Origin of the sequence: Leptothoe sp. EHU-05/26/07-4, assembly GCF_043421015.1 — a bacterium.
GTDB classification, from domain to species: domain Bacteria; phylum Cyanobacteriota; class Cyanobacteriia; order Phormidesmidales; family Phormidesmidaceae; genus Leptothoe; species Leptothoe turfae.
The window spans coordinates 1,924,821-1,950,760 of sequence record NZ_JAXSQV010000007.1 but is presented as its reverse complement, the minus strand read 5'-3'; the positions used below and the strand labels follow the sequence as shown (position 1 = coordinate 1,950,760).

Below are 25,940 nucleotides of genomic sequence, written 5' to 3'. Positions count from 1 at the left end.
CCCATCCTTTATATAGACAAGTGGCCTATCAAAATTAGTTAGATTGTAAAATAAAGAATACGATTAACCCCAGAGCTGCTGCTGGCATCCACACGGTAATTTCGACTGATTTAAGTTAGACGTCCGTGATATTTAACATCATGGAGTACCCATTTCAATCACTCAAATTAACGGTTAGTCATCTGCTGGCCATTGCAGTTGGCCTTTGAGACCAAATTTATCAGTGACAATCTCTAAACGACCTGCTGCTAAGGTATGGAAAATTTCCTTAAGATGTTTTATCTCGGGGGTATTTATCAAAGATTTGCCATCCATAGACGGATAGCCGAGGTATTTCAAGGTCAGAGTGTATCGCTTATGGTGATGCTCTAGGCTTATGGAAAGCTGCTGCGTACAGTTTTCCACAGGTATCAGTAATTCAATCAATCCTGTAATCACTGAGAGAATAATCTGATTCTTGTTAAAGGATTGTTCAGGCCAGTCTGATAAAACCTCTAGCTTTACGCTCAGACCGGGTTGAGTGCATTGCCAATTTTGTATCATCAGCTGTAGTGCTAAAGGAAAACTGTCAGCAATAAACGGTGGAGATAGCTGATTACTCAGTTTTTCTAAGTCAGCGTAAAACAGTTGAAAGCGTTCTAACCATTGTTCAGCTTGTTCTGCATCGGGCTGAGTTGTTAACGTGGTTTCTAAATAGCGTCGAAAGGCAAACGTTTCTTGTAGTAAGTTATCTCGAATGGATTCTGCCTGTTTATGGAGTCGGGCGATTTGTTGATCGTGCCACCACTGCCAGGCTTGACGCTGACGTAGCCATCGTTGAATGAGGAGATAGAGTGCGGTTGGCCCTACAAGTGCTTTTATCACAAAAACCTCAACTTACTGATGTAACTCTTTGTTGCGATCGTAACGAGCCCACAAACCTATGATGTTCCGCTTGTGCCCAAGCTCAGTGCTGATTTAAGCCAAGTCCCATTGCCTGTTTCTGCCATCGCCGCTGTCTATTTGTGCATATGACAGCTTTATCATCCGTAAAGTCAATGGTCATGACAAAAACAGTAGATGCTTGCAACAGGTGCATACAACGTTTTGTTGAGTGGCATCTGTCCGTAGCATCAGGCATCAAAAAGCCATGGTAGATTTCTGTTATTGCCGGTTACTGACTTGTGTATGTCAAGCCCTCAATTATATTGGTCCTGTTTGCTAGCAGCGGTTGCAGCCCTTTGGAGTGAGCCAATCCAGGCACAGCTCATTCCAGATCAAACCCTAGGGGCAGAAGGTTCTGTTGTCTCAACTGACGTGTTGGTAAAAGGTAACCTAGCAGACTTAATTGAGGGAGGTGCTGCACGGGGTCCAAATTTATTCCACAGCTTTGATGCGTTTACGGTCGCTAACGATCAGCGAGTGTACTTTGCCAATCCAGCAGGGATTGAATCAATTTTAAGTCGGGTGACTGGCAACAATCGCTCCGACATTTTTGGCACATTGGGTGTGGATGGCACGGCTGATTTATTTTTGATTAACCCCAATGGCATTGTGTTTGGGCCAGATGTCAGTTTAGATGTGACGTAACCGTCCCTAGCGTTGATCTTGTGGAATCAACGAAGGAGGCTCTTTTCCAGTTCGTGCAGCCAAGCAGGCATGAGCGAGGAAATCAAGCATATCTCTGCCCTGAGCCTTGAGCGAGGCAGTGACGGTCAACAAGCGTGCAACAAACTGACTACCGTGTTGAGCTTGAGAACCAAAACTGGTTTTCCGCCAAATCACCGCTGGCCGCAAGGCTCTTTCAGCCGCATTATTGGTGGGTTCAACATTTCCGATGGCAACGAAGGTCCATAACGCAGGTTCGACCTTGAGCAACCGACGACAGGTTCTGACGGTCTTCGCCAACGGAGATTTTTCATGAGGGTCAATCGGTAGTGAAGCAGCCTCTTCTAACGTCGTTTTGAATCCTTGCCGTAGCTGGGTGACTTGACGGATAAACTGCTCACGGGACAACGTGTTATTTTTCAGTTGATGCCACCACCGAAACAGCCGACGCTGGCGACGCAGCAACGCTTTCCCAATCTCGTGAGAAACACCCATACGCTCTGTCATTGCTGTTAAGTCTCGTTTGAGATGAGCCCAACACACTTGCCGATGGTCTAACGCAATCCAGTTATAGGCACTGTAGCGGTCAGAGGCCACGATACCTTCATAGGATTCACCAATCAGACCTTTTGCGGTCTTCTGAGACCGACTCAGAACAACCTCAAAAAAGCTCACTAGGGGTGTCACCAACACCCATAACCATCCTTTCGTCTGCTTGGGATTTCGACCATCCCGATTCCCTTGAGGAAAACTGGTTTCATCACTATGGAGCACTGGCTGGGTGTGAACATAGTCCTTGGCAGCGGCCACGGGTACGCTGAGGGCGTCGCTCATTTCATTGCGCAAGCGACCGACACTCCCACGAGAGAGACGAACGCTAAACAGGTCCGCCATGAGCGCGCACACTTGACGATAGCTGTGACGATACGGGCCACTCAACAGCATCACGATTGCACTTAATCGTTCCCCATAGCCCAAGGGCGATACCCCTGGCGGTAAAGCCGCTCGGGTAACCTGACCACAGACACCGCAACTGAGTTGATGCAGGCGATATTCAATCACCATTGGCTCCATCGGCGGTAGTTCGATTTCTTGATGACGGTGGGGATGACTATCGTGACCACTCAACGGTGCACCGCAGTCTGCACACGTCGACGGCATCACGTCATGCACCTGGTCACACTCGTCGCTGGGTTTGAGTTTACGAGCCTGACGGGGTGACGATCTTGGTTGGCCTAGTGGAGACCGCTTTTTATATTTCTTTTTACCGTCTGAAGGCTTGCTGAATCCATCACTCGAAGGGGGTTTTGATGAGTTTTGTGAGGTCTGATTCAATCGTTCTTCTAACTGGCTTAAACGCTCATCTTGTTGCTTCAAGCGCTCGCTAAGAACCAGCACCAATGCACGGATACTTGCTGGGGTTGCCTCCCAGTCCGCTCTTGGTACCTTGACTCCAGCAATTTCGATCTCTTCACTCATGCCACCAACTTAGCGAAGCTCACGTACGACGGACCCTAAGATTTCTTTATTTTCCTGGGACGGTTACGATGTGACCGGCTCATTTTATGCAACAACAGCGACAGCGGTTGATGTTGGTGAGGGTGTGTTTAGTGCTGTTATGCCTGGGCAAAGCCAGCTGCTAGCCGTTAGCCCCAGCGTCTTATTTTGGAACCATCTAACTGATAACTCAGGCGATATCACCAACCGTGGTCAGGTAACAGCGGGCGCAGACTTAGTATTGGCAGGCCAGAATTTGGACCTGGCAGCTCAGGTGGCTGGTGTGGGAGATGTCTCGCTGTTAGCCACCGATATCGTTAAAATTCGAGATACGGCAGACAATCCGTTTATTGCCCTGGCAGGCGGAGATTTGTTAGTGCAGGGCAACCAGCATGTGGATATTGTTGCCTTAACCCACCCAGACAGTCAGTTATTTTCCTATGGCAATATGGTGTTACGCTCACCAGAACCCGTTAATGGTGACGCCTACTTTTTTAGTGGTGGTAATTTCCGTATTGAGAATTTAGACAATACTCCAGGTAATTTGAATAGTCCGGTTGACCCCATTATTCGGAGCCTTGGAGATGTTGAGTTTGATAATTACTTTGGTAGCTCGCTACATATTCTGGCTGGAGGTTCAGTAACGTTTACGAGTGCGACTATCACAGCTCCTGACCCAGGCATTGCAGGTGTTGATTTTTTGCAAGAAACCATTGAGCTGTCTGATGGAACAATTGTTGAGGTGGATGGTAGCGCACAGCCAACCATTGATATCAGAGCAGGCGTTAGACCAGATGCTGTAGGTGTAATCCCTGCTGAGAATCCATCAGGTCAAGGTTTCTTAGACTTGTTTGTTGATAGTTTCTTTTTGCCACTTACCCCTTCCATAACAGCCAATCCATCTAGCGCTGACATTGAGATTGGGAGTATTACTATGGGTCAATCAAATGGTCTGGTGTTAATCACCAATCTTTATGAGCCTAATGACCAACTGTCAGGAGATATTCAGATTGTAGGTAATGACCCCTTGGGGCTTGGTTTTAGCCGAATAGGAATAAGCATTATTCCCATTGCTGGAACTGGTAGTTCTGCTTTTTTAGAGTCACGTGGTGATATTGATATTGTTGGCACTAGTATCAATACAGGTAATGGAGGTGATATTACTTTAGTTGCCGATGACTCAGTTAATCTTGTAGGTGGTAATGAGCGACTACAATTGTCAGGGCTCTTTACTAGTTTTGTAGGGCAAGGAGAGGCTGGTAGTATAAATATTACCGCTCAAAATCTCTCAGTCGTAGATGGTGCTTTAATAGCTAGCGAAACATTTGGGATAGGTCAAAACGGCAACATTGTTCTTAATATAGAAGAGACCGTTCTCTTTGAAGGTCCCAATCCCGTCAATCGTTCTCCTAGTGGAATTTCTACGGTGCTTCCATCGGGTAGTCAAGGGCGTGGCGGTGATATTCAAATTTCAGCTAAAAATCTCCTTGTTTTGGATGGTGCCCAGCTTGATGCATCTACGCTGGGTCTAGGTGATGCAGGTGATATTATATTAGAGATTGCTGAGACGACTCGGCTCGAAGGTATTAGCTCAGTCTCTGGGCTTCCCAGTTCCTTACGTAGCCGTATTCTTTCAGATGCTATTGGAAATGCAGGAAATATTCAACTCAAAACTCGTAATCTAGAGGTTTTGAATGGTGCTTCTATAGAAACTTCTAACTTAGGAGGCGTAGGTGACACAGGTAATATCACTCTAAATGTTCGTGAGACGGCACGTTTTGATGGATTCAGTGATATAGTAAGTATCTTTTTTGACGGTCAAACAACTCAAATGAATGGTGATATTCGCTTGACCGCAACCAATTTAGAAGTTCTAAATGGATCGGCCATTAGCACTTCTGTCCGCTCTGATGATGGTTTTGCTAATGCTGGCAACATTTTCTTGAATGTTCGAGAAAATATTACGATTGCCGGGCAGAGTCAAGATTCCCTTTTGCCCTTCCCTAGTAGAGTCCTGACTTTCGTTGATCCTGGCGCATCAGGTCGAGGTGGAGATATCAATATTACATCTGCCAACTTAGACCTTATTGGAGGTGTAATTTCTGCTAGCAATACTGGTACAGGTGATGCAGGCAATATCCTGATAGTTCTCCAAGATACCTTTCGGGCTAGGAATAGCGATGTTGGTACGACCTCTGAAAGTAATGCTGGAGGACAAATTGATATTTTGGCAGATAATATTTTTCTCTTCGGAGACAGTGATATTACCTCTGCCGTTCGTTCTGGTGTAGATGATGGTGGCAATATTACCCTTGTTGCTGATGCGTTAGTAGCTTTTGATGATAGTGATATTCTTGCCTTTGCTGCTGATGGGAGAGGTGGCGATATCGATCTAAGTCGCACGGCATTCTTTGGTGAAGACTTTCAGTTTGCCCAGCCAGGTACTGATCCAAATACTTTAGATGGTAACGGTCGAGTAGATATCAATGCCACAGGGGGGATTGCTTCAGGAACAATTTCTCTAGCAGACGTCAGTTTTATTGAAAACAGCATTACCGAACTGCCAGACGAGCTAGTCAATCCTGAAACTCTGGTTGCCGCTAGCTGCATTGCCCAGAGTAGTGATATCGGTAGTAGTGTTGTTTTTACAGGGAACGATAGCCTACCCCAACAACCCGATAGTACTCAAACTACCTACAGTCTTAGCACCGTTCAGCCCATAACAGAGACGGCAACTAACAGTACGTCTATTTCTGAACCACAAGGCCTTTATCGTTTGGCTGATGGACGTTTAGTTATCAGTCGTGATTGTCATGATTAGCTGATTAGGATGTTGCCTAGCCCTTACAAGAGGTATGAAAATATCATTAAAAACACTACATTTAACTCTCTGGTTTATTGCAAGTGTGAGTCTCTGGCAACAAGCAATTGCTCAGAATAACATTCTACCTGACAATACTCTGCCAATAGAAGAACAATCTCAAGTTTTAGATACTCCTATTAATGAGCCTGGCTCGCCCATTGATACGTTACGACTTATTCAGGGTGGTGCCGAGCGAGGGCAGAATTTGTTTCATAGCTTTTCAGCATTTAATATTGCTGATACTGAGGCTGCTTATTTTATCACGCTTAATCCAGATATTGAAAACATTATTTCACGAGTAACAGGGAACGATACGTCAGATATTTTAGGTTTATTGGGAGCTGTAAAACTTGACAATTCTTTTCTTAGGGAAGTAGTAGATTTATATTTCATCAACCCGAACGGAGTGTTTTTTGGACCTGCATCTGAGTTAGATGTTACTGGTGCATTAATAGTGAGTACTGCCACTGACCTACAGTTTTCAGATGAGGGTATCTGGGGAACTACCAACGCAATGGCTCCTTCATCTCTATTGGTCGTTGATCCATCGGCTTTTTTGTTTAATGATCCTGGAATTAATGGCTCCATTACAAATTTTGGTGATTTACAAGCGGTTCCAGGCAATAAGCTTGTTTTTTTAGGGGGTGATATTAACTTTAACGGTGGTAGCTTGATTGCTCCTGGAGGCGAAGTTGTTATAGGGGGCATAAAATCTCTTGGAACAATTAGATTAAGTGAAGTTAATAATGCGTCTCAGCTAGACTTTTCTGATAATGCGCAACTATCAGATATTAGTCTTATTGGTTCATCCAGAGTTGGTGGAAGCCAATTTTTTATTGAACCAGACGGAGGTAGAATCCTGGTTAGAGGAGATGAAATTACTCTCGATGATGCCTCGTATATTTTCTCTTTTATTTTTGGCCAAGCAGATGGTCGTGAAATTGATATAAAAGCCTCTGAATTAAACTTGTCTGATTTTTCTTACATTGAAACGACTCTTATATTTAGTTCAGCTACGGGCGGTTCAATCAATATTGATGCTTCAAACCTAACGCTTGATAATTTTTCGGAAATAAGCTCCGAAGTACTTGGAGATGGCAGATCGGGTGATATTAATATTTCATCAGAGACTGTTGCTATTAATGGACAAAGTTCGATCTCAACTTCAACCTTTGATTCAGGGAACTCGGGCAATATCTCAATTACAGCTTCAGATGTTAATTTGCAAGGAACAACTGAAAATGGTCGATTCTCTAGTGGTATATTTTCGCGGGTTAGTTCCAGAGGCACAGGAGACGGCGGTGATATTTCTGTCGAAGCTGATCGTATTACCATCGTAGATGGTGCAAAAATATCAACAGAAGTTCTTGGTAATGGTCAGGGCGGTGACATTTTTGTTAGTGCCGATGAGTCACTACGGGTTTTAGGTAGATCAAGTTTTGGCCTAACACCCAGTGCCATCTCTGCGAGAACGGAAGGATTAACAGTAGAGGCTAATGCTGGCAGCTTAACAATCTTGACACCAAAGCTAGTTGTGACGGATGGTGCTCAATTATCAGCGTCTACTTTTGGCCCAGGTAATGCAGGGGAATTATTGATTGATGCTGAAGAAATTAAGTTGAGTGGTACATCAATTAATGGATTCCCTAGTGGAGTATTTGCCCAAAGTAATGGGAGTACAGGTAATAGCAGCGATATTTTTATTGACTCTCATGTTTTGGAAATACTCAATGGAGCACAAATATCTGCGGCTGCTCTGGAGGATGGAATACCAGGAGACATCATAATTTTTGGTGAAGATATTACCGTAGATGGAACATCTTCATTTGATCTACCAAGTCGTATTCTGACTCAAACTGATGGTAGTCAGGATGCCGGAAATTTAACCATTATCACTGATAAATTGTCCATAACTGGTGGCGGTGAGATCTCTGCAGGGACGGGGTCTGATAGTGAAGGTATGGGTGGAACTATTCTGATTGAGGCTGATCAACTTTTAGTATCTGGCCAATCACCTAGTGGATTGCCTAGTAATCTATCAGCAGCTACCCTTGGGCGTGGTCAAGCGGGTGATATTGAAATTTATTCTGATAACGTGATTGTTGCAAATGGTGCGTTTATTAGCTCGCTCTCATTAGATCAAGGTGATGCCGGTAATATTTTTTTAGATTCTAATTCACTAGTATTACTTCTTGATGCATTTATATCTAGTCAAAGTGTTGGGACTGGTGATGCCAGTAATATAACAATTAACCTCTCAGATACTTTATTTATGGTCGATGGTAGTATCAGAGCCAGTTCATCTCAGGCGGCAGGGGGTATTATCAACATTAATGCTGATCGTGTTCGCTTAATTGGTGATAGTGATATTCAGACTAATGTTGATAGTGGTGTGGATGATGCTGGTAGTATCACCATAGAAGCTGATTCTATAGTAGCCTTTGATGATAGCGATATCCTTGCTTTTGCTGCTGATGGTCGTGGTGGTAATATCACCCTTAAAACTAATGTTTTCTTTGGTGAAGACTACCAACCTAATTCACCAGCACCTTTCGATGAGAATGATCGTGTTGATATCAATGCTACCGGTAGCCTAGCATCAGGCAATATCTTACTGCCTGATGTCAGTTTTATTGAAAATAGTCTCAATGAACTACCTGATGAGCTTGTTAATTCTGAAACATTAGTCGCTAATAGCTGTATCGTTCGTGATAATGATACGGCCAGCAGTTTTGTCTTGACTGGCAGTGATGGGTTAGCCAGTAATCCTAGGTCAGATGTAGTGATCCCACTATCTCTTGATACTGTTAAACCGATTGCTGATAGTACAGAGTCATTTAATGGGTCCATACTATTAGAAAGCTCTCCTATCTCTGAACCTAGCGGTGCTTATCAACTAGCAGATGGTCGTCTAGTATTGAGTCAAGAATGTCGCTAAACATTTTGATGTTATTTTGAAAAACGGCTAAAACTATCAGGACTTAGACTTGATGATTGGAATATCCCAACTAGACATAAGTAAACTGGTTGGAATTTGCTAAATTCAGCTGAGAAGCACTTACTCCTTGGACAATACCAATTAGATCATTAACAAAACTGATGCCTGCACCACTAATGCCATCGACTCGCACATTGGAAATCGAGTAAGATGCAGCGCTACCCATCAGCTGGATTGTGTCTGCAATATCGCCAGCAAAATCGTAAACATCAAAATCCTGAAGTATTGCATAATCACTGCGACCTTGGTCATTGTAGAAAACACGACCACTCCCATTTTGGCGTTCTCCTAAGACAAAGAGATCTCGATCAGTTGTACTGCCGCTAACTAAAGTATCTCGTTCACCAGTACCCTGGGAAAAATGATTAGTTCCATTTAAATAATCATTACCAGTCCCACCATTCACTAAGTCATTTCCATCACCACCTAACAACACATCGTTTCCTCCACTGCCATAGAGGCTATCATTTCCTCGCATGCCCACTAGTTGATTACTCACAGCGTTACCAATGAGATAATCAGCCCCATCACCAGTAAACACATTCTCAATGCTGTTAACATTAACTGCAATGCCATCTATAAACCCATAGCCAACTGCTAAGTTCACAAAGGTACTAGAGTCTATGGCGGCTGCATTAATGGTATCTATTCCCAAGCCTCCATTAATAGCCCGGCTATGCCCCAACCTGCCAGCATAATCAGAATACTCTTCAGTAAAGATAAATGTGTCATTGACTGAAGTCGTTTTGCCATGAAAAGTGATATCAACATCGTTAATGGTTATAGGAGATGACAGTGAACTGTCGGCATCAAATAGTTCTAATCTCCAGGTGCCAGATGTATCTTCTCCACGAAATGCATGGGAATAAAAACTCCAGCGACCTGTGCCAAACCCCCCAGAAGAGAGACCGTTATTTTCACCACTATTCTGGATCAGCACACTAGATGTCCCATCAGGTGAAATTAAACGCATTGATAGATCACCAAGGTCATCCCATCGGGCAAAGCTTACGTCTACTTCGACAAATTCAATATCGATATTAGTGGCAACTGTTTGACTTAATGCAGTACCGCCAGTATTAATCGTGACGGAGGTATCTAAGAAGTCTCGAAATATGGCAATATCATTGGCGCTCGTTTGGGGGGTATTGAACCAGGTCTCAGCGAGACGTACGGCTGCTTTTGCATCGACTAAGCCAAAGCCATAATCATTGGAAAAATGTAAGCCGCCACCATTCCAATTAGTTGCTGCATTAAAGTTCCATGCATATTCTTCATCCCCACGAGTGCCTGTGCCAACGGCAGAGCCAACATGCCGAGCAGAATAGGCTAAAATCTCTTGGACATCTCGCCATCCTAACCATGGATTTGCTTCAAGCATAAGTGCTACGACGCCAGACACCATAGGAGCTGCCGCTGAAGTGCCATTAAAGTTAGGTCTATAATCACCTGGAGTCTCACCACTTCTGCCAGTTCGATCTGTGGTTACTACTTCTCCAGGAGTGCCAAAAGCAGATACCAACACTGAAGCGCCATGGGTACTATAGTCAGAAATAAATCCATTCTGATCAACGGCTGCAACTGAAATAGTATGGGGATTGGCATTCCATGAGACAGCGTTGGTATCGTAATTGAGAGCCCGTGAGTTACCGGCTGACTTTATTAAAATTGTGCCTAGTCCATTACGTCCTGCTACGACAGCATTGTCTATGGCGGTATTGAGTGCAGCCATAGTGGCAGGGTTGAAGGGCCTATCAAAGAAGTTAAACTCGCCCCTTCCTGTTCCTAGGCTCAGATTGACAATGTCAGCCTCACGATTTCTGCCGGATGTTTGTCGTAGACCAGACGTATTATCAATGGCAAGCGCTAGTTGTCCAATAAACCGATTAGAGATTAACCCATGGGTCTGAAAACCAAACAGAGTTGAATTGTAGGCTATGCCAACACCACCGATACCATTGTTCGCATTAGCTCCAATAATTCCTGCTACTGCAGTTCCATGGTTTTCGCCATCTACGCCAGTTGGGTCTGTATCATTATTATCAAAATCCCAATCCTTATCAATAGAGTAGTTTTCATCTAAATCTGGATGCGATCGCTGCACAGCATCATCAATAACCGCGACATCAACTCCAGCGCCTGTATAGTCATCCCAGACATCAACTACATTGAGGTCAAGTAATCCGGGGGTTATGTTCTGAAGATGCCACTGAGTTGAGAAGAGAGGATCAGATGGAATTCTAGCCATGATATTTTTTGTTTTGAGAGCAGTAGATAGATTTTTTTTGCCTATCTGTTTATAGGTTCACAATAAATCTCCTTAAATGTAGAGATATGGAGACTTTAAGTCATTCCTTGTGAAGAGATATGCCATCGTGATTGCATAAACCTGCAAAGCCAATAGTCTGCGTCCTTACATGTTTATGTAATGCCCAAAATTTATCTCAATGAAGACCAAATGAGAAAGACGATACATCTTGTAAAAAGACTAAATCTAACGGACCTACATCCCTAGGCACCACGGTAACAGTTGGTGATTTCGAAACAAATGTAGATGTGTGATTTCTGGGACACAGATTAGCATGCTACATTAATTAATGCGTCACCATTGCTGTTGTTTGATATAGTCCTAATTTTTGCACCAAGTCTGTAGAAAACTTGGAGACTGGTCGTTTCAACTCTTGGTTAAAGATGTGTTTCAGTTCTTCATATTGTTGTTTAGCAGAAGCATAGTATCCTCTGGCTACATATACCTTGATTAAATCAAGATGTGTACGCTCGCTATAAGGCTCTGTGCTAACAGCCAGGTGAGCATAAGCAGTAGCTGCAGAAAGCTTCCTCAACTGCAAACAAACTTTAACCAGTTGATGCAAGACCGCTAAATATAGGGTATGTAGATGTTGACGTTCTGAGAGTATCCAATTATCTTCGAACCGACTTAGGAAGATACCGTAATCTTGCTGGATAACTTGCTGTAAATAAATTAATTTTTGCTGAGGCGTACTACAATGATTGGCCTGTTGAATGAGTGTTTTAACGTTTAAGATATCGACATCAAAGTGACGAATATTCAACTTGAGCTTATTTCCTTGACAGATAATGACTGGCTCTTTAGCAGTAAAAAACTCTTGGCTTAAGGCATTCAATGCTATTTGTAGCCTCTGCCTTCTTTCCTCAAGGCTTACATCAGGCCACAAAATTTCTGCAAGCTTTACACAAGGATGTGTTTGCTGGTGAAAGTATAAAAGGTAAGCTAGCAATCTGATGGCTTCAGGTGTTGTCAAGGATTTTGTAACATTGGTGGAGTCTTTTATCTGAAACTCTCCAAGTAGCTTTACTGTCCAAGTGCTCATATCGATGTCACCCCATAAACTATGAACGATTACCTCAAACTGTATAAAACTCCTGTAAGTAGACCATTGCTGATGTTGCCCAACCTGTATGCAGTTTTGTGTAATGCGACTGACCAAAAATGTCATTGACTGTCATAGTTCAGCGAGTTGTTCGCGGGAATGTCTTGTTTTATAGAAGTAGACTAAAAAAGCTAACAGTTTTGTTGTTTTTTGAGTGCGGAAAGATTGTATTACGCCAGCATAATTCTTTACCTGGAATTGCCCCAGTAGCTGAAGAGTCCAAATGCTCATCTATTTTGATGACTCCATCGGTGTCAGTTATGGCACCAATGTAAAAACTAAATAACACTGTGCCTTTGCTGGTGATTGCGAATGTTCTATGCACTTTTCTGCAAGATTGGTGGTTGAAAAGTACATCACATATCACAGATAGATTACTTGATTTATAGGTGGAATCTTTCTACCTTTAGAGCCAAAGACATTGCTGGGTCAGGGATTCTAGAGGCTGCCGTATGTGTATTTATGGTTACCGTTATTGGACGTTAGGTGCCTTACATAGATTGTTTGGACAGTTTGATATTGCACTAAACCACTACCAAAAAGCATTAGCTACATTTCGTAATACAAATGACATTCTCAACATGGGTAGGATGCTGAATTGTATTGGTGGCTTACATGGCTCTCAAGGTAATGTTGATTGTCGAAAATGGTTTTGCATGGAAGCTATTCGAACGGTTTGGCAGTTGCAACATGAAATTGCTGCAATTCCAGCACTCGCCAATGTAGCCATGGTCTATCACCATCAAGATTGTCATCGGTTAGCCATAAAGTTGCTAAAACAGGTGTCTGAACGTTGTCAGACAATGGGTGATTTATTGAATGAGGCGATTACTTTAATCTACATGGGGCAGGTGTATGCGGCTTCTCATCAGTATTTGTTTGCGATCGCATGTCATCAAGCATCGCTAGAAATTCTGCAAAACTCTCTTGCCCTGAAGCACCGTGAAGAAGCCGTTTGTTTGACGGTACTTAATTTATGCTACGCGGCCAGGCTCTATCAGATGACTTACCACTCGGAGGCGGCTGAGCAAAACTATCGACAAGCAATGTATCTGCTGGAAAGAATTGAGTTGAATGAAGGCCACTATCTATTATTAAATCGGCCATCAAAAGTAAGTAGGTCAGCATAATCTTTCTGTTCACTCGCCTTATACCCATCTCAATCGAGCATCATCACAGCGAAGGGAGCGTCAAGGCCTGTATCTGCTGCTTACCTGGAGTTTACTTGTTACAGTGAAGACGCATCTTAATAAATGTCTTTTTCATGAGTCAGACTATTTCTAACCTACCCTTGCCCCCTGGTGATTTTGGCCTGCCTCTAATTGGCGATACGTTAAGCTTTTTTCGCGATCCAAACTATGGTAAAAAACAACATAAAAAGTATGGACCGATCTTTAAAACCCGTCTGTTAGGCAGCCCTACATTATTTGTTCAAGGAGCAGATGCCAATCAGTTTATTCTAACCAATGAGAACAACTATTTTGTAGTGAGCTGGCCGCCGAGTACAAAAGCGTTATTAGGAAATCTATCCCTGGCATTGCAAACGGGGGGCGAGCATCAAAATCGACGCAAACTACTAGCCCAGGCGTTTATGCCCAGAGCCCTGTCTGGCTATATTGATACGGTCCAGTCGATTACTCACGCCTATACAGAAAAATGGGCGGAGTCAACTACGCTGATCTGGTACCCAGAACTGCGTAACTATACCTTTGATGTGGCCTGTAAGCTTTTAGTGGGTTTAGATCAGGGGGCACAAACTGATCTAGGACATTTATTTGAAACCTGGTGTGCAGGTTTATTTTCGATTCCTTTGACACTGCCCTGGACTCGGTTTGGTAAAGCCAAAAAAGCTCGTACCCAATTACTTCTACTGTTAGAAGAAATTATTCGTAAACGACAACAAAGCCAACATTTGGGCAATGATGCTTTGAGCTTATTGGTTCAAGCAAAAGATGACGATGGTCATAGCCTGAGCATAGATGAACTTAAGGACCAGGTATTACTGCTCTTATTTGCAGGCCACGAAACGCTGACATCGGCTGTTGCCTCTTTTTGCCTATTGGTGGCGCAGCATCCTCAGGTCTTGGCGGCATTAAGGGATGAGCAACAGACATTTGATCCTCAGCAGCCCATCACCTTAGATGTCTTAAAGCAAATGCCCTATCTAGAGCAGGTACTACAGGAAGTATTGCGGCTGATTCCTCCTGTGGGCGGTGGTTTTCGTAAGGTGCTAAAAACCTGTGAGTTTAATGGTTACCAAATTCCTAAAGGTTGGACGGTGCTCTATGAAATTAATCAAACGCACCTGAATCCTACAGATTATGAGGCTCCTGATGATTTTCGACCGGAGCGCTTTGCTAAAGGGGAACAGCCTAATAAGTACAGCTATGTGCCGTTTGGCGGTGGGATTCGTGAATGCCTTGGGAAGGAGTTTGCCCGCTTGGAGATGAAGCTATTTGCAGTGCATTTGCTGCGGGGCTATGGCTGGGAATTATTGCCTGATCAAGATTTATCCATGGTGGTGGTGCCAACGCCGCACCCTCGCGATAACCTGCGGGTACAGTTTGGGCGGATGTGAGGCTTGTCAAGAGGTCGCTAGAAACGGTTTCTTTGCTTGTAGGGTTAGCCCTCACCCAAAATCCCTCTCCCTAGGGAGAGGGATTTTGAGATAATTTACTCGTAAATCCAGCTCTTAGCGCAGGAGTCCCAATTGGCTAGCTCTTCGTCGGAGAACCATAGGGCGATCTCAGTCTGAGCTGTTTCGATGGCGTCGGAACCATGGATAATATTGCGGCCAATGGTAACGCCGTAGTCGCCACGGATAGTTCCAGGGGCAGAACTAATGGGGTTGGTGGCACCGATCAGGGTGCGGGCAGACCCAACGACACCTTCACCTTCCCAAACCATAGCAACTACGGGGCTAGAGGTGATAAATTCCACCAGGCTGCCAAAAAAGGGACGCTCTTTATGAACGCCGTAGTGCTTTTCTGCCAGTTCACGGGAAACGGCCATGAACTTCATGCCTACTAGGGTAAATCCCTTAGTTTCAAAGCGGCTGATGATGTCGCCGACCAAACCACGTTGAACACCGTCAGGCTTGATCATGATGAAAGTGCGTTCCACAATTTTGCTCCTAACAATACATCTATTGAGTTAATGGGGTCACTAGACCCTTGGGTAAGGATGTGACCTACACTACGCTCAGCAGTAGGCAACTATGGTCTAACCAACCATAGGGACTATCTACTCGGCAATAGAGCCAGATCTAGGGTATATCCCTTTGTGGTCATTTTACGTGGGCACCTTTAAAGATCAGGTGTGATAGAGATTAAATCTGTGCATGGGCATGGGGATTTTTTGGGGAGTGGGGAGTGGAGCACAGGGAATAGTGGTGTAGCCTGTTGCCTCTAAATCCACCTGCCACCTACACAAGTTCTTTAGCTATGGAAATTAGCCAAGCGGCAATGAGGCTGATCCAAATGGCGAGTTCTAGTTTGGGGCGATGGGTGAGTATATGCCTCCAATTTGGCCAGGTATCAAGTTGAAAATTTTTCCACCAGGCGATGATGTGATTTTTCCAAAGTCGAGGACTATCTTGGGGGCGAAATTTCCACGTCATCATGGAGAGTAACAAGGGCGTGCCACCGACTTTTGCATTCATCAGAAGATGAATGGCGATCGCAACCACCATGACGACCCACGATACCAAATGACCGTAATACCAAAAATGCTTCAGCTCTCCGTTCGGCAACCATTTTTCATCCATCATTTTGCCGCTAAATAGGGCAAATGTGAGAGCTATCAGGGTCAGCGTATTGACAAAGCGACTGAGGGTAACCCACCAAATAGGCTGACCAATTTTCTGAGTCAATGTTGTTAAGGCCTCGGGCTGCACCAGACGATGTTTTCCACGGTTAAACGCGTAGAAAACAAATGCTGGAAAGATCAAGAGTGTATAAAGTCCGAAGGTGCCATGGATCCCTTCAATCGCTTTATAGGCTGGCAGTGGAATCGTGCCCCAACGACCATCGTACGTGTTGTAGGTCCAAAAAGCAGTCAGGATTGACAACACTAGGAATGCCCCAGTGAGGCCGTGTAAAAGGCGTAGGAGAAAAGGTTGATAGGGGTAAGTGGGCTTCATGGAAGCTTTAAGGGGAGGGCTTACACGTTGGCATAGATTCAGTGACACTCAATGATAACAAAATGTTCCATAGATGAATATCAATGAGATTTTTAGGGGATCTCTATACTACGGATGTTTCTCTTAAAGTTTCTGGTTTACTTTGAATAATTATTTGAAGCTCAAGTATTTATCTGGTGAAGTTGTTACAAAGCCGTTCACAAATAAACGGATTGCCATCAACAATGGTGCCAGTAGGTAATAACCGTAAGTGTTATTTTTGCTGGTTTGCAGAGTGAGTAATCTGCGAAAATGGTTGTTTTTGTCTCTTTTTGGCCGATAAGCCCCCCATAGGCCTTTATAGAGAAGCGTTACATCCAAACAGTTTTAACAACGAAGTTCTTGGACTGAAGTTCTTGAACTAAATCCTACTGATTTTTTCCCTGTATTTTCCTATATTATTATGCCTTCTGAATTATCGAGTGCTACACAGGCTGGATCGTCTGCTGCTTCCGAGATATCTATTCACACAAAACAGCAGCAGAGCCTAAATCAAACGTTGATGGGATGGCTGCAATTAAATTCGTTTGGTGGTCGTCTGTTTTGGATGATTATGGTAGGTGCCCTAACGGGTATCGGCGGCATGGCATTTCTCTTTAGTGAGATGATTAAGTATCAGGCTGAGGATCAGGTGCGGAGTACCCTGGATGGTAAAGTGAATGCGATCGCGTCGGTGACCGCAGCCGCTGAAACGTTGGCCAATAGTCTGGGCATTAGTGCGACTACGCTTCATGAGCGGCAGGCACAGTATGCAGATACCTATCGGGAACTGACGCTACAGCTCTTTGAGCGCCGTCCAGAGTTTATCGTGGGTCTTGGGTTAGGGCAGCGAGAAAATGGACTGATTGTGGATCAGTCCTGGTTATTTCCCTACTATTGGGTGGATGCTTCAGAAAACGAGCCTGCGTTTAATCAAACTATTCGCTATGAAGACTTTGCCGATGGTGAGGGCGAGTTTTATCCGAATAGCCAACGGTATCGAGACTACTTTGTTCCCCAGACGACTGTCTGGACAGAACCCTATGAAAACGCTGCCAACCAGTTATTGACCTACTATGTGCCCCTATTTGCCAGTAATGGCCGCTGGTTGGGTACAACCCTGGTGGACATTGACGGACAGTATTTAAGCAATCTTCTCAATCAGCCTGTTTTTCGTCAGCAGGGACATTTTATATTGGTGACCCGTGAGGGGAATATCGTTGCCGACCCGGCCAATCCTGAGAACAATCTAAAAACCTATCAGGATATTCCTGAGTTAACGGCTATCTGGCCGCAGATGAGCCTCAATGAGACCGGTTTCTTAGAAGGAGAAACTGGGTACTGGGCGTATGCGGTTGTGCCTGAGCACGATTGGTTAGTGTTGGGGTATGTCCCTTACTCAGCCGTATTTAACCGTATTGCTCTGATTACCCTGGCAGCGACAGTGATCATGGTGGCCCTGCTGTCAACAGCAATTTTCTTGGCAGTTCGCAGCCTCAATCGTCGCCTCAGACCCGTTCTGAATCAGTGCAATCAACTGGCTAAGACCGATGCTACATTGTTGGCTCAATGGGACGGGCAAGATGATCTAAATCAGCTGTCCCTCGCTTTTTTCAATATGCTAGAGCAGCTCAATTTAAATGAAGAAACAATCCGTCGCCATGCGCTCAAACTTGAAACAGAGACGTCCCGATCTACTCAAGTTTCTGCGCAGTTTACAGAATTCACAGCCCTCTTGAATCGGTTGGCGGGTGAACAACAGATACTGATGCGTGATTTGCAACAACTGATGGCCGATATTGCTAAGAGTTCCCAAACAATTGATATTCAAGTAGATGCCATTAACACCATGGGGCGTGCACTAAATAGTGAACTGCGTCGGATACCAACCCATTCAACAGAAACATTAGCATTGGTAGAACAACAGGTTGGTGCTTTGACCCGTGTCCTGGGCCATGGAGCTAGTGAACAGCAGTCCGAACAGTTACATACGCTGATAGAGCAACTGACGAAGAATATTGTTACGCTCAAAGCATTGGAACGCCGCTGGCCGTCTATAGATAACCTACAAAAACAAATGGGACATATTACCCAGGCCAGTGGGGTGGCGATATCAGAGTCTCGTGCTGTGGTGGATTCCTTGCAGTCGATTGCCCCCATGTTGTCAGATATTGAGCAGATCTCAACAACATTGTTGAAACGGGTAGAAGGTGTAAATTAAGACCCAAAGGCGATCGCAGTCATCATGTTCCCCGACAGAATATAGTTGTCGATTTAAATGTATTTTGTCGGGTTTATTTATTTATATGATGAAGTCGCTCATTCTCTAACACATATGGTGATCTAGTGAACCTCAATCTACAAGAGTTATGAACTACTATGGGGAATGGCCAAGGGTTTGCTCTGTGGCTTGGATCTGCTCTATAGCCTCATCTATATAGAACTTGTTATTCAACGCATATGTGTTCCTTTAAATTGCCAACGTCTAAGCAGTCAATTTCACCGTTTAAAGAACTCCCGCGTACACCCCAAAGTTATCAGCCGACTTTAGTGGATAAGGCTAAAGGATGGTTCAAACTAAATTCGTTTGGTGGTCGTCTGTTTTGGATGATCATGCTGGGTGCCCTTGCTGGCATGGGGGGCATGGCATTTCTCTTTAGTGAAATGTTAAGACGTCAGGCAGAAGACCAGGTGCGTAGCAGTATTGATAGTAAGGTCAATGCGATCGCATCAGTTACAGATTCAGCTGAAACGCTGGCCTATAGCTTGGGTGTCAGCGCCACTACGCTGCATGAGAGAGGGGCACAGTTTCCTGATACCTATCGTGAGTTGGTGCTGCAGCTGTTTCAGCGTCGCCCAGAGTTTGTGGTTGGCTTGGGGCTAGGGCAGAGCAAAAATGGCATCCTGGAGGAGCAGCCCTGGTTATTCCCCTACTATTCAGCGATTACGTCTGCGGAGTCGACATCGTTTGATCCAGACGCTATCCGCTACGAAGACTTTGCCGATGACGTTGGCGAGTTCTACCCTGACACTGATCGCTACCGCGATTATTTTGAACCCCAGACCAGTGTGTGGACGGAGCCTTATCAAGGGGACCGAAATCGGTTACTGACTTACTACTATCCTCTGTTCAATTCTGAAGGTCGTTGGTTGGGCACTAGCCTGGTGGAGATTGACAGCGCCTATTTAGGGAATTTGCTAGATGATGTGGTCTTTCAACAAGCCGGATATTTCTTGCTACTTACCCAGTCAGGCCAGGTGATTGCCGATCCCACCAACCCAACGGCTGAAGCCCAAACCTACCAAACTATTCCTGGGCTGGAGGCTATTTGGCCGCAGATTGACACAGAGGCACCGGGCTTTTTGAAGACCGCTTCTGGCTACTGGGCCTACGCTACGGTGCCTGGCCAGGACTGGTTACTGTTTGGTTTTGTGCCTTATAAAGCGATCTATGGTCGGATTCTACGCATTGCAGCTGTGACGACTGGGTTAATGGTGTTATTGCTGGCAGTGGTGGTCTATCTGGCCATTAGAAAGTTAAACCAGCGGATCAAACCCATCCTGCTGCAAGGCAAACAGTTTGTGGGTACCCATGGAAATTTGCTGGAGGAAGTTGCGATCGCTCAGAAAGACGAGCTAGAGCAGCTATCGGTTTCCTTCTTTAACATTCTCAACCAGCTCAACATGCACCAGGAGACGATTCGTCGTCATGAAGAAACCATTACCCAAAGCTACTTTCATGCTGATCAACTGACTGAGAAATTTTTAGCGTTCACAGCGCAGGTGGATGAAGAAGCGCGTGAGCAACAGGCGTTGATTCAAAAGGTGCAGCAGCAGTTGGATGAGCAATCTAATCAGTATCAGTCTATAGACAGACGATTAGATGCCCTATTTAGCCTGGCTCAAACCCTGGGGGGATATCTGGAGAGTATGCCGTCAGAATCGGAAGCAAACCAGATATTTGACATCCTAGATCAACGGATTATGGCGCTGACAGGCTCTGTCAATCAGTCAGCTCAGTCGGCAGACAAATCCCAGTTTCAAGCCTTGATCGCTCAACTGATTGCGGATGTGGCCAATCTTAAGGCGTACGATCGCCAGCGTCACTCCTTAGAAAAGCTACATCATCAGACGAGCAATCTGACCCAATCTAGACAGGCAACTATTGCCAACTCGCAAGCGATGGCAACTGCGGCCCAAACGATTACCCAGATCCTGACGGAAATTGATGCGATCACCGATACCCTCAACCGAGATGCTCAGCAAGTGTCAGAAATGCTTTGGGGCGATCTACAGCAGGGTAGCTTAAAGCTGCCTGGTCAACCGGACATATTGGCTCGGTCCCAAGAGACTGCATTGCCGCCAGCGGTTGATCCGCTAGCTACGGAACATTATGGGGTGGCAAATTCATGGCAAGAGGGAATGGTTAATGCGGTCGAAAAAGCAGGCTAGCTGAATGTCGGTGTGAGCCACCTGCGGTCGAAAAAGCAGGCTAGCTGAATGTCGGTGTGGGCCACCTGCGGTTTCCTAAATTCGCCTATGATTAGACTTGGCGCAGACAGGGAGTACTTGCAGATGATTAGATGGCAGTGGCTGAGTCTCAAACTAGTCGGAATGCTCGTTGCGATTTCACTGCTACTAACGACGTTGCCATCGGTTGCGATCGCAGAACCTGGCGTCGTCAACTACACCCTGACCGACCTCACCGGGCGCAATTTCGAAAATGCCAATTTAGCGGGTACATCCTTAGCGGCAGCGGAGGTGCGAGACGCTAATTTTCGAGGTGCAGACCTCAGTGCCACCATTTTGACCAAGGCAAAATTTATCCGTACTGACCTAACCGGCGCTAACCTGTCAGAAACCTTTGCCGACCGGGTAGAGTTTACGGGGTCTGATTTAACCAATGCCGTTGTTACTGACGCCCTGATGACCAGCAGTACATTTGCTGACGCAACGATTACGGGGGCAGACTTTTCCTATACGATTCTGGACCGATTCCAGGTGAAGTACCTGTGCGAACGAGCTGACGGGATGAACCCAGTTACAGGTGTGTCAACGCGGGAAAGTCTAGGTTGCGATGGGTAGCTTTACCTGACTTCTCTCATCTCATACATTTGGCGTAGTTAAAATCAGCCAAATGTACTAGGCAAGTTCCCTACGTAGGCGCGTGGTGGGATGCATATTTCTTTTAAACCAACCGTATTTACCGCAATAGAGGTGGCAAGACACTGTTGCAATAAAAAGACTCGCCCCTTCACGCAAAGATGGCGAGTCTACGATAGCGAACATGTCAACGAAATGCGCTTGTTATTAGCGTAAGTCTTGACAGCCCTGGGGCCAATTGGTCAAAGGTCTAATAGCCATAACGCCTAGTCTGCTGCGTAGTGCATCTCAGCCTGAAAATCGAAGGAGGTTAAACGTTAAAAACAAGGCAACCCATCAGGAATTTCAAGGGCGAGAGAGGGGATGTTTTTATGAATTTGAAAGACTGCGTGTTTACACCCAAATTTCCTTTAGACGCTTGCATATTGACAAAAAAATGTTGATTCTAGATAAGGACACAGGTATTCATGATCAGCATAAACACCACAGTTCCCAGGTGAAGTAGGAGTGGATTCAGGATGTATACATCGCCTCCTTCAATAGCGAGCCACCAGTCAAAATTGGCATCTGCTGACATTCGCCAGCTGTGCCAAGCGCAAATTGACCGCCTAAGCGAGAAGTTATCAGCTTTAGACGTTTGGCTAGTTCGTTGGGATCAGCTTGAAAATAGGCGCGATATGATGTCTTATCGTCGCCATCATGTGATAAACAACGAAATTACGTCGTATCTTGAGCCAGAGCGCTGGATTACTAAGAATTTGCCGTTTTTAGAGCTGATGCCCCTATCCCTCAATTCAAGTGATTCCTGTGCCTATGTGTGTGGTTTGCGTCAAACAGAAACTCAATGTGAGTATCTACTGTTGTGGACCGAAAAGCATATTTCCCATCCACAGCAGACGTTAATTAAGGAGTACGCGCAGCTACTCCAGCAATATCTCATTTTGTATCAAGAGAACCTGCGTCAGCAGGAAAAGATTCAGCTATTAGAGCAGACATTGCAACAGGCTGACCATCAATTGCGTAATCCCCTCTCTTTGATTCAACTCTATGCAGAGACCCTTGCTTTGGGTGCTGAAAACGAAACTCAAAAGGCTCAGGCGGACTGTATTCGTCGAACGTCTGAGACGCTTTTAGCCCATTTAGTAGACTTACTCAACTGTGGTAAACAAGCGTGTCTGAAAAAACGGGACCATGACTTACTCACCTTGTTGAAAAATGCCCTCTCCTTATTGCAACCGCAGATTGAGCAAAAGCAGTTGAATATAGTGTGCCCTGGGCAATCTATTTCTGTTGTTGTTGATGGTTGGCAGTTTGAACAAGTTTTGCAAAACTTGCTTGACAATGCCGTGCACTTTAGTAATACGGGCGGGACTATTACCGTTGATTGGCAAATCGCTGACGAGGCGGTGTTGGTGACTGTCAGCGATCAGGGGCCTGGTCTGGAAGATGTGGATATCTCTGAGCTGTTTAGACCGTTTTACTCACAACGATCTGGGGGGACTGGGTTGGGACTGGCGATCGCAAAGAAAATTATTTTGGACCATCAGGGTAGTATTGGGGCTGAAACTCTCCCCCAGGGAGGGGCTCAATTTTCGATTTTTCTGCCACGCCCATAACTTACTTGTTTTTTGAAGGCTCACTTCATATGTTTTTCAGTATTAGGTACATTCTCAATGACTGATGCTGTTTCTGTTTTATTAGTTGATGACAATGTTGACTTTAGGCAAGGTTTGCGTACCTTGCTGGGGTTTTATGTCGATGGGCCTGCTAAGTTTGAGGTCGTGGCAGAAGCTGCATCGGTGGCGCAAGCCATTGAGATGGTTGAGACCCATCATCCTGTCATCACGCTGCTAGATATGGAGTTAGACCAGGGGACTGGCATTGAGGTATTACGGCAGCTGAAAACCTTGGGGGCAGATACGCGCGTACTGAGTCTGTCGGCCCATCGAGAAGATAAATGGATCTTTCAGGCTATGCAGGCTGGAGCCAAGGGCTACGTCGCCAAGGATAAGCTAGGCAGCCAGCTCTATGAAGCCATACGAACAGTACTGCAGGATGAAGTGTATCTTGATCCGGCGTTAGCCAGTGGTTTTTTTCGGTTATTTCATGCCACTTCCAGCCCTCTGCCTCAAGTGTCTGAAGATATTCACTTAACAGAGCGAGAACAGGATGTGCTGCATTGGCTGGTGCAAGGGGCCTCGAATGAGACGATTGCAAAACAGTTATATATCACTGTTGCAACAGTGAAAGCCCATCTGACGGCCATTTTTGAGAAGCTTAAAGTGCGTAGCCGAACCCAGGCAATTGTGAAGGCGATCAAGCTGGGATTGGTGAAGGCTTAGGTTGGAGAGTTGTGAATTTTGAGTTGATGATGGTGTAACGGGTGTGAGCAAAGTAGATAAAAAGTAGATAATGATGACTCAACACTGAGCCTTTAAAACTCAAACCGTCTTCTTGCTATCCGTGCATTCTACTTTTTACAATTTTCTATCTCGACTGCGACGCTCTTATCAAAACTTCCTGAGCTTGCTGGGGAATACCCCCCGGCTCGTGCGGCTAGTATGGTCGGCGTCTCCAGGTTGGCTGATGCTCAGTATTAGCATCACTCTGGTCAATGCGTTAATACCAACGGCCCAGCTTTATGTGAGTAAGCTGATTGTTGATCAAGTGGTGTCGATTCTGGCCAGTGATACGTCTGGTTTTACATCTTATCTGTTGTTCCTGGTGATAGCAGGATTTAGTCTGTTGCTGTTGCAAGAAGTGCTGAATAAACTCAATAGCTATGTGAGCCGAGTGCTGAGCGATCAGTTTTTACTCCATGCCAATGTGCAACTGTTACAGCAGGCGATGCGCCTGGACCTGGCCCATTATGAATCACCTGAGTTCCATGATGTGCTAAATCGGGCGCAGCAAAGTGGCAGTAACTATCCGTTGCGGGTCGTGGAGCTACTATCTCGGCTGTTAGGTTCCATTACCCGGTTGGTGGGACTGCTGGCATTACTATTGCGGTTTAGCTCTGGTGTGATGGGCCTGTTGTTACTCAGTGTGTTGCCTACTTTCTGGGTGGGTATTCGTTACTCCTATCGGCGATTTTGGATGAACCGTCGCCAAACACCGTCTCGTCGTCTGTCAGACTACTTTTACGAGATTCTCACGGCTCCTCAGTATGTCAAAGAAGTGCGGCTGTTTAACCTGGGACAACATATGGTGGAGCAGTACCGCACGATTCGTCATGAATTTAATCAAGAGTCACGGCGGTTGGCGCGGCAGCAGTCGCTAGCCCAGTTGAGCACTGAACTGCTGGGCGCTATTGGATTTTATGGAGCCTATGGTTTAGTGCTATGGCAAACGCTACAGGGGATGGTGACCCTGGGCGATCTCACGCTATACACAGGTGCATTTCAACAGGCCCAGGGATTAATTGAGTCCACTCTCCTGAGTCTTGCCACCCTCTATGAATACAATCTCTACGTGTCACAGTATTTTGAACTGTTGGATATCTCTCCCCAGGTGGTCAGTCCTCGTCACCCTAACCCCTTTCCCAAACCCATGGAACAGGGGTTGCGGTTTCAGGATGTGTACTTTACCTACCCAGGGGCAGAACAGCCCACACTACAGGGGATTAATCTGACGGTTGCCCCAGGGGAGTGTATTGCGCTGGTGGGGTTAAATGGCTCTGGGAAGACAACCTTATTAAAACTGCTGACCCGTCTTTACGACATTGAGCAAGGGCAAATTATCATCGATAATATTCCGTTGCAAACATTTTCTCTCAGCGAACTGCGTAGTCAAATTGGCATTATGTTTCAAGACTTTGCACGCTATGCCTTGAATGTACAAGACAATATTGGATTTGGTAACTTGCCCCAGCGACAGAATATTGATTTAGTGGCTCAAGCCGCCCAGGGAGCTGGTGCCACCGAGGTGATTGAGCGGCTAGAAGAGGGCTATCACACTATTCTTGGCAAAATGTTTTCAGGGGGGGTGGATCTTTCCGGGGGGCAGTGGCAAAAAATTGGTCTGGCGCGGGCATTTATGAGTGATGCCCAGATTTTGATTTTAGATGAACCGACAGCGGCGGTGGATGCGATCGCAGAGCATGATCTTTTCCAGCGTTTTCGGCAGCTGACCCAGGGCAAAATGACCTTCCTGGTCAGCCATCGGTTTTCCACCGTGCGCATGGCGGACCGCATTGTTGTGTTAGAGCAGGGGCAAATCATCGAAGTGGGCACCCACGACCAGCTCATGGCCCAACAAGGGCGCTATGCTGAAATGTTTGACCTCCAAGCCGAGAGCTATTTGGGTGAGGCAAAATAATCC

At 45.4% G+C, this 25,940-nt stretch carries 17 protein-coding genes; 11 read left to right on the top strand and 6 right to left on the bottom strand.

Features of this window, described 5'->3' with window-relative positions:
- Positions 1 to 174: 174 nt before the first annotated feature.
- Positions 175 to 864 carry a hypothetical protein gene (locus tag U2F10_RS33045; protein ID WP_499874440.1) on the bottom strand — a complete coding sequence of 230 codons (690 nt, stop codon included), beginning with the start codon at positions 862 to 864 and terminating at the stop codon, positions 175 to 177.
- A gap of 303 nt (positions 865 to 1,167) precedes the next feature.
- Between U2F10_RS33045 and U2F10_RS33040 the strand changes: the two genes are divergently transcribed.
- Positions 1,168 to 1,569, top strand: coding sequence for a two-partner secretion domain-containing protein (locus tag U2F10_RS33040; RefSeq protein ID WP_499874439.1), 402 nt, complete (start codon positions 1,168 to 1,170; stop codon positions 1,567 to 1,569).
- A gap of 6 nt (positions 1,570 to 1,575) precedes the next feature.
- On the opposite strand, the gene tnpC is transcribed toward U2F10_RS33040, so the two are convergent.
- A complete protein-coding gene (gene tnpC, locus U2F10_RS33035; protein WP_499870809.1) occupies positions 1,576 to 3,066 on the bottom strand; it encodes an IS66 family transposase in 1,491 nt (496 codons plus the stop codon).
- 70 nt (positions 3,067 to 3,136) lie between these two features.
- Here tnpC and U2F10_RS33030 point away from each other — a divergent pair, with 70 nt between their 5' ends.
- Positions 3,137 to 5,905: a hypothetical protein gene (locus U2F10_RS33030; RefSeq protein WP_499874438.1), complete on the top strand. Its 2,769-nt coding sequence runs from the start codon at positions 3,137 to 3,139 to the stop codon at positions 5,903 to 5,905.
- Between the two features lie 34 nt (positions 5,906 to 5,939).
- Positions 5,940 to 8,885 carry a two-partner secretion domain-containing protein gene (locus U2F10_RS33025; RefSeq protein WP_499874436.1) on the top strand — a complete coding sequence of 982 codons (2,946 nt, stop codon included), beginning with the start codon at positions 5,940 to 5,942 and terminating at the stop codon, positions 8,883 to 8,885.
- 70 nt (positions 8,886 to 8,955) lie between these two features.
- Here the strand turns inward: U2F10_RS33025 and U2F10_RS33020 are convergent, their stop codons facing one another.
- Together U2F10_RS33020 and U2F10_RS33015 are read right to left on the bottom strand one after the other, a co-directional pair.
- On the bottom strand, positions 8,956 to 11,193 hold the full coding sequence (locus tag U2F10_RS33020) for a S8 family serine peptidase (RefSeq protein WP_499874435.1): 2,238 nt from the start codon (positions 11,191 to 11,193) through the stop codon (positions 8,956 to 8,958).
- A 346-nt stretch (positions 11,194 to 11,539) separates the two neighbouring features.
- On the bottom strand, positions 11,540 to 12,298 hold the full coding sequence (locus U2F10_RS33015) for an AfsR/SARP family transcriptional regulator (RefSeq protein WP_499061936.1): 759 nt from the start codon (positions 12,296 to 12,298) through the stop codon (positions 11,540 to 11,542).
- Positions 12,299 to 13,014: 716 nt separating this feature from the next.
- Between U2F10_RS33015 and U2F10_RS33010 the strand changes: the two genes are divergently transcribed.
- Positions 13,015 to 13,488: a tetratricopeptide repeat protein gene (locus U2F10_RS33010; RefSeq protein WP_499061937.1), complete on the top strand. Its 474-nt coding sequence runs from the start codon at positions 13,015 to 13,017 to the stop codon at positions 13,486 to 13,488.
- A 134-nt stretch (positions 13,489 to 13,622) separates the two neighbouring features.
- Positions 13,623 to 14,936 (top strand): cytochrome P450, encoded by a 1,314-nt coding sequence (locus tag U2F10_RS33005; RefSeq protein WP_250565238.1) that lies wholly within the window; start codon positions 13,623 to 13,625, stop codon positions 14,934 to 14,936.
- Between the two features lie 95 nt (positions 14,937 to 15,031).
- Here U2F10_RS33005 and ndk read toward each other — a convergent pair whose 3' ends face one another.
- Both ndk and U2F10_RS32995 read right to left on the bottom strand, forming a co-directional pair.
- The gene (gene ndk / locus U2F10_RS33000) at positions 15,032 to 15,481 is read right to left on the bottom strand and encodes a nucleoside-diphosphate kinase (protein ID WP_499874434.1); all 450 of its coding nucleotides are present in this window, start codon (positions 15,479 to 15,481) and stop codon (positions 15,032 to 15,034) included.
- Positions 15,482 to 15,782: 301 nt separating this feature from the next.
- On the bottom strand, positions 15,783 to 16,499 hold the full coding sequence (locus U2F10_RS32995; RefSeq protein ID WP_499874433.1) for a cytochrome b/b6 domain-containing protein: 717 nt from the start codon (positions 16,497 to 16,499) through the stop codon (positions 15,783 to 15,785).
- Positions 16,500 to 16,941: 442 nt separating this feature from the next.
- Between U2F10_RS32995 and U2F10_RS32990 the strand changes: the two genes are divergently transcribed.
- From U2F10_RS32990 to U2F10_RS32965, 6 genes are all read left to right on the top strand, one after another.
- On the top strand, positions 16,942 to 18,738 hold the full coding sequence (locus U2F10_RS32990) for a cache domain-containing protein (RefSeq protein WP_163700084.1): 1,797 nt from the start codon (positions 16,942 to 16,944) through the stop codon (positions 18,736 to 18,738).
- Positions 18,739 to 18,977: 239 nt separating this feature from the next.
- Positions 18,978 to 20,969 carry a cache domain-containing protein gene (locus U2F10_RS32985; protein WP_499874432.1) on the top strand — a complete coding sequence of 664 codons (1,992 nt, stop codon included), beginning with the start codon at positions 18,978 to 18,980 and terminating at the stop codon, positions 20,967 to 20,969.
- Between the two features lie 123 nt (positions 20,970 to 21,092).
- Complete coding sequence (locus U2F10_RS32980; RefSeq protein WP_163671345.1) at positions 21,093 to 21,602, top strand: pentapeptide repeat-containing protein; 510 nt, start codon at positions 21,093 to 21,095, stop codon at positions 21,600 to 21,602.
- A 536-nt stretch (positions 21,603 to 22,138) separates the two neighbouring features.
- A complete protein-coding gene (locus U2F10_RS32975) occupies positions 22,139 to 23,236 on the top strand; it encodes a sensor histidine kinase (protein WP_163671346.1) in 1,098 nt (365 codons plus the stop codon).
- Between the two features lie 57 nt (positions 23,237 to 23,293).
- Complete coding sequence (locus U2F10_RS32970) at positions 23,294 to 23,962, top strand: response regulator (RefSeq protein WP_163671347.1); 669 nt, start codon at positions 23,294 to 23,296, stop codon at positions 23,960 to 23,962.
- A 121-nt stretch (positions 23,963 to 24,083) separates the two neighbouring features.
- A complete protein-coding gene (locus tag U2F10_RS32965; protein WP_163671348.1) occupies positions 24,084 to 25,937 on the top strand; it encodes an ATP-binding cassette domain-containing protein in 1,854 nt (617 codons plus the stop codon).
- Positions 25,938 to 25,940: the final 3 nt, after the last annotated feature.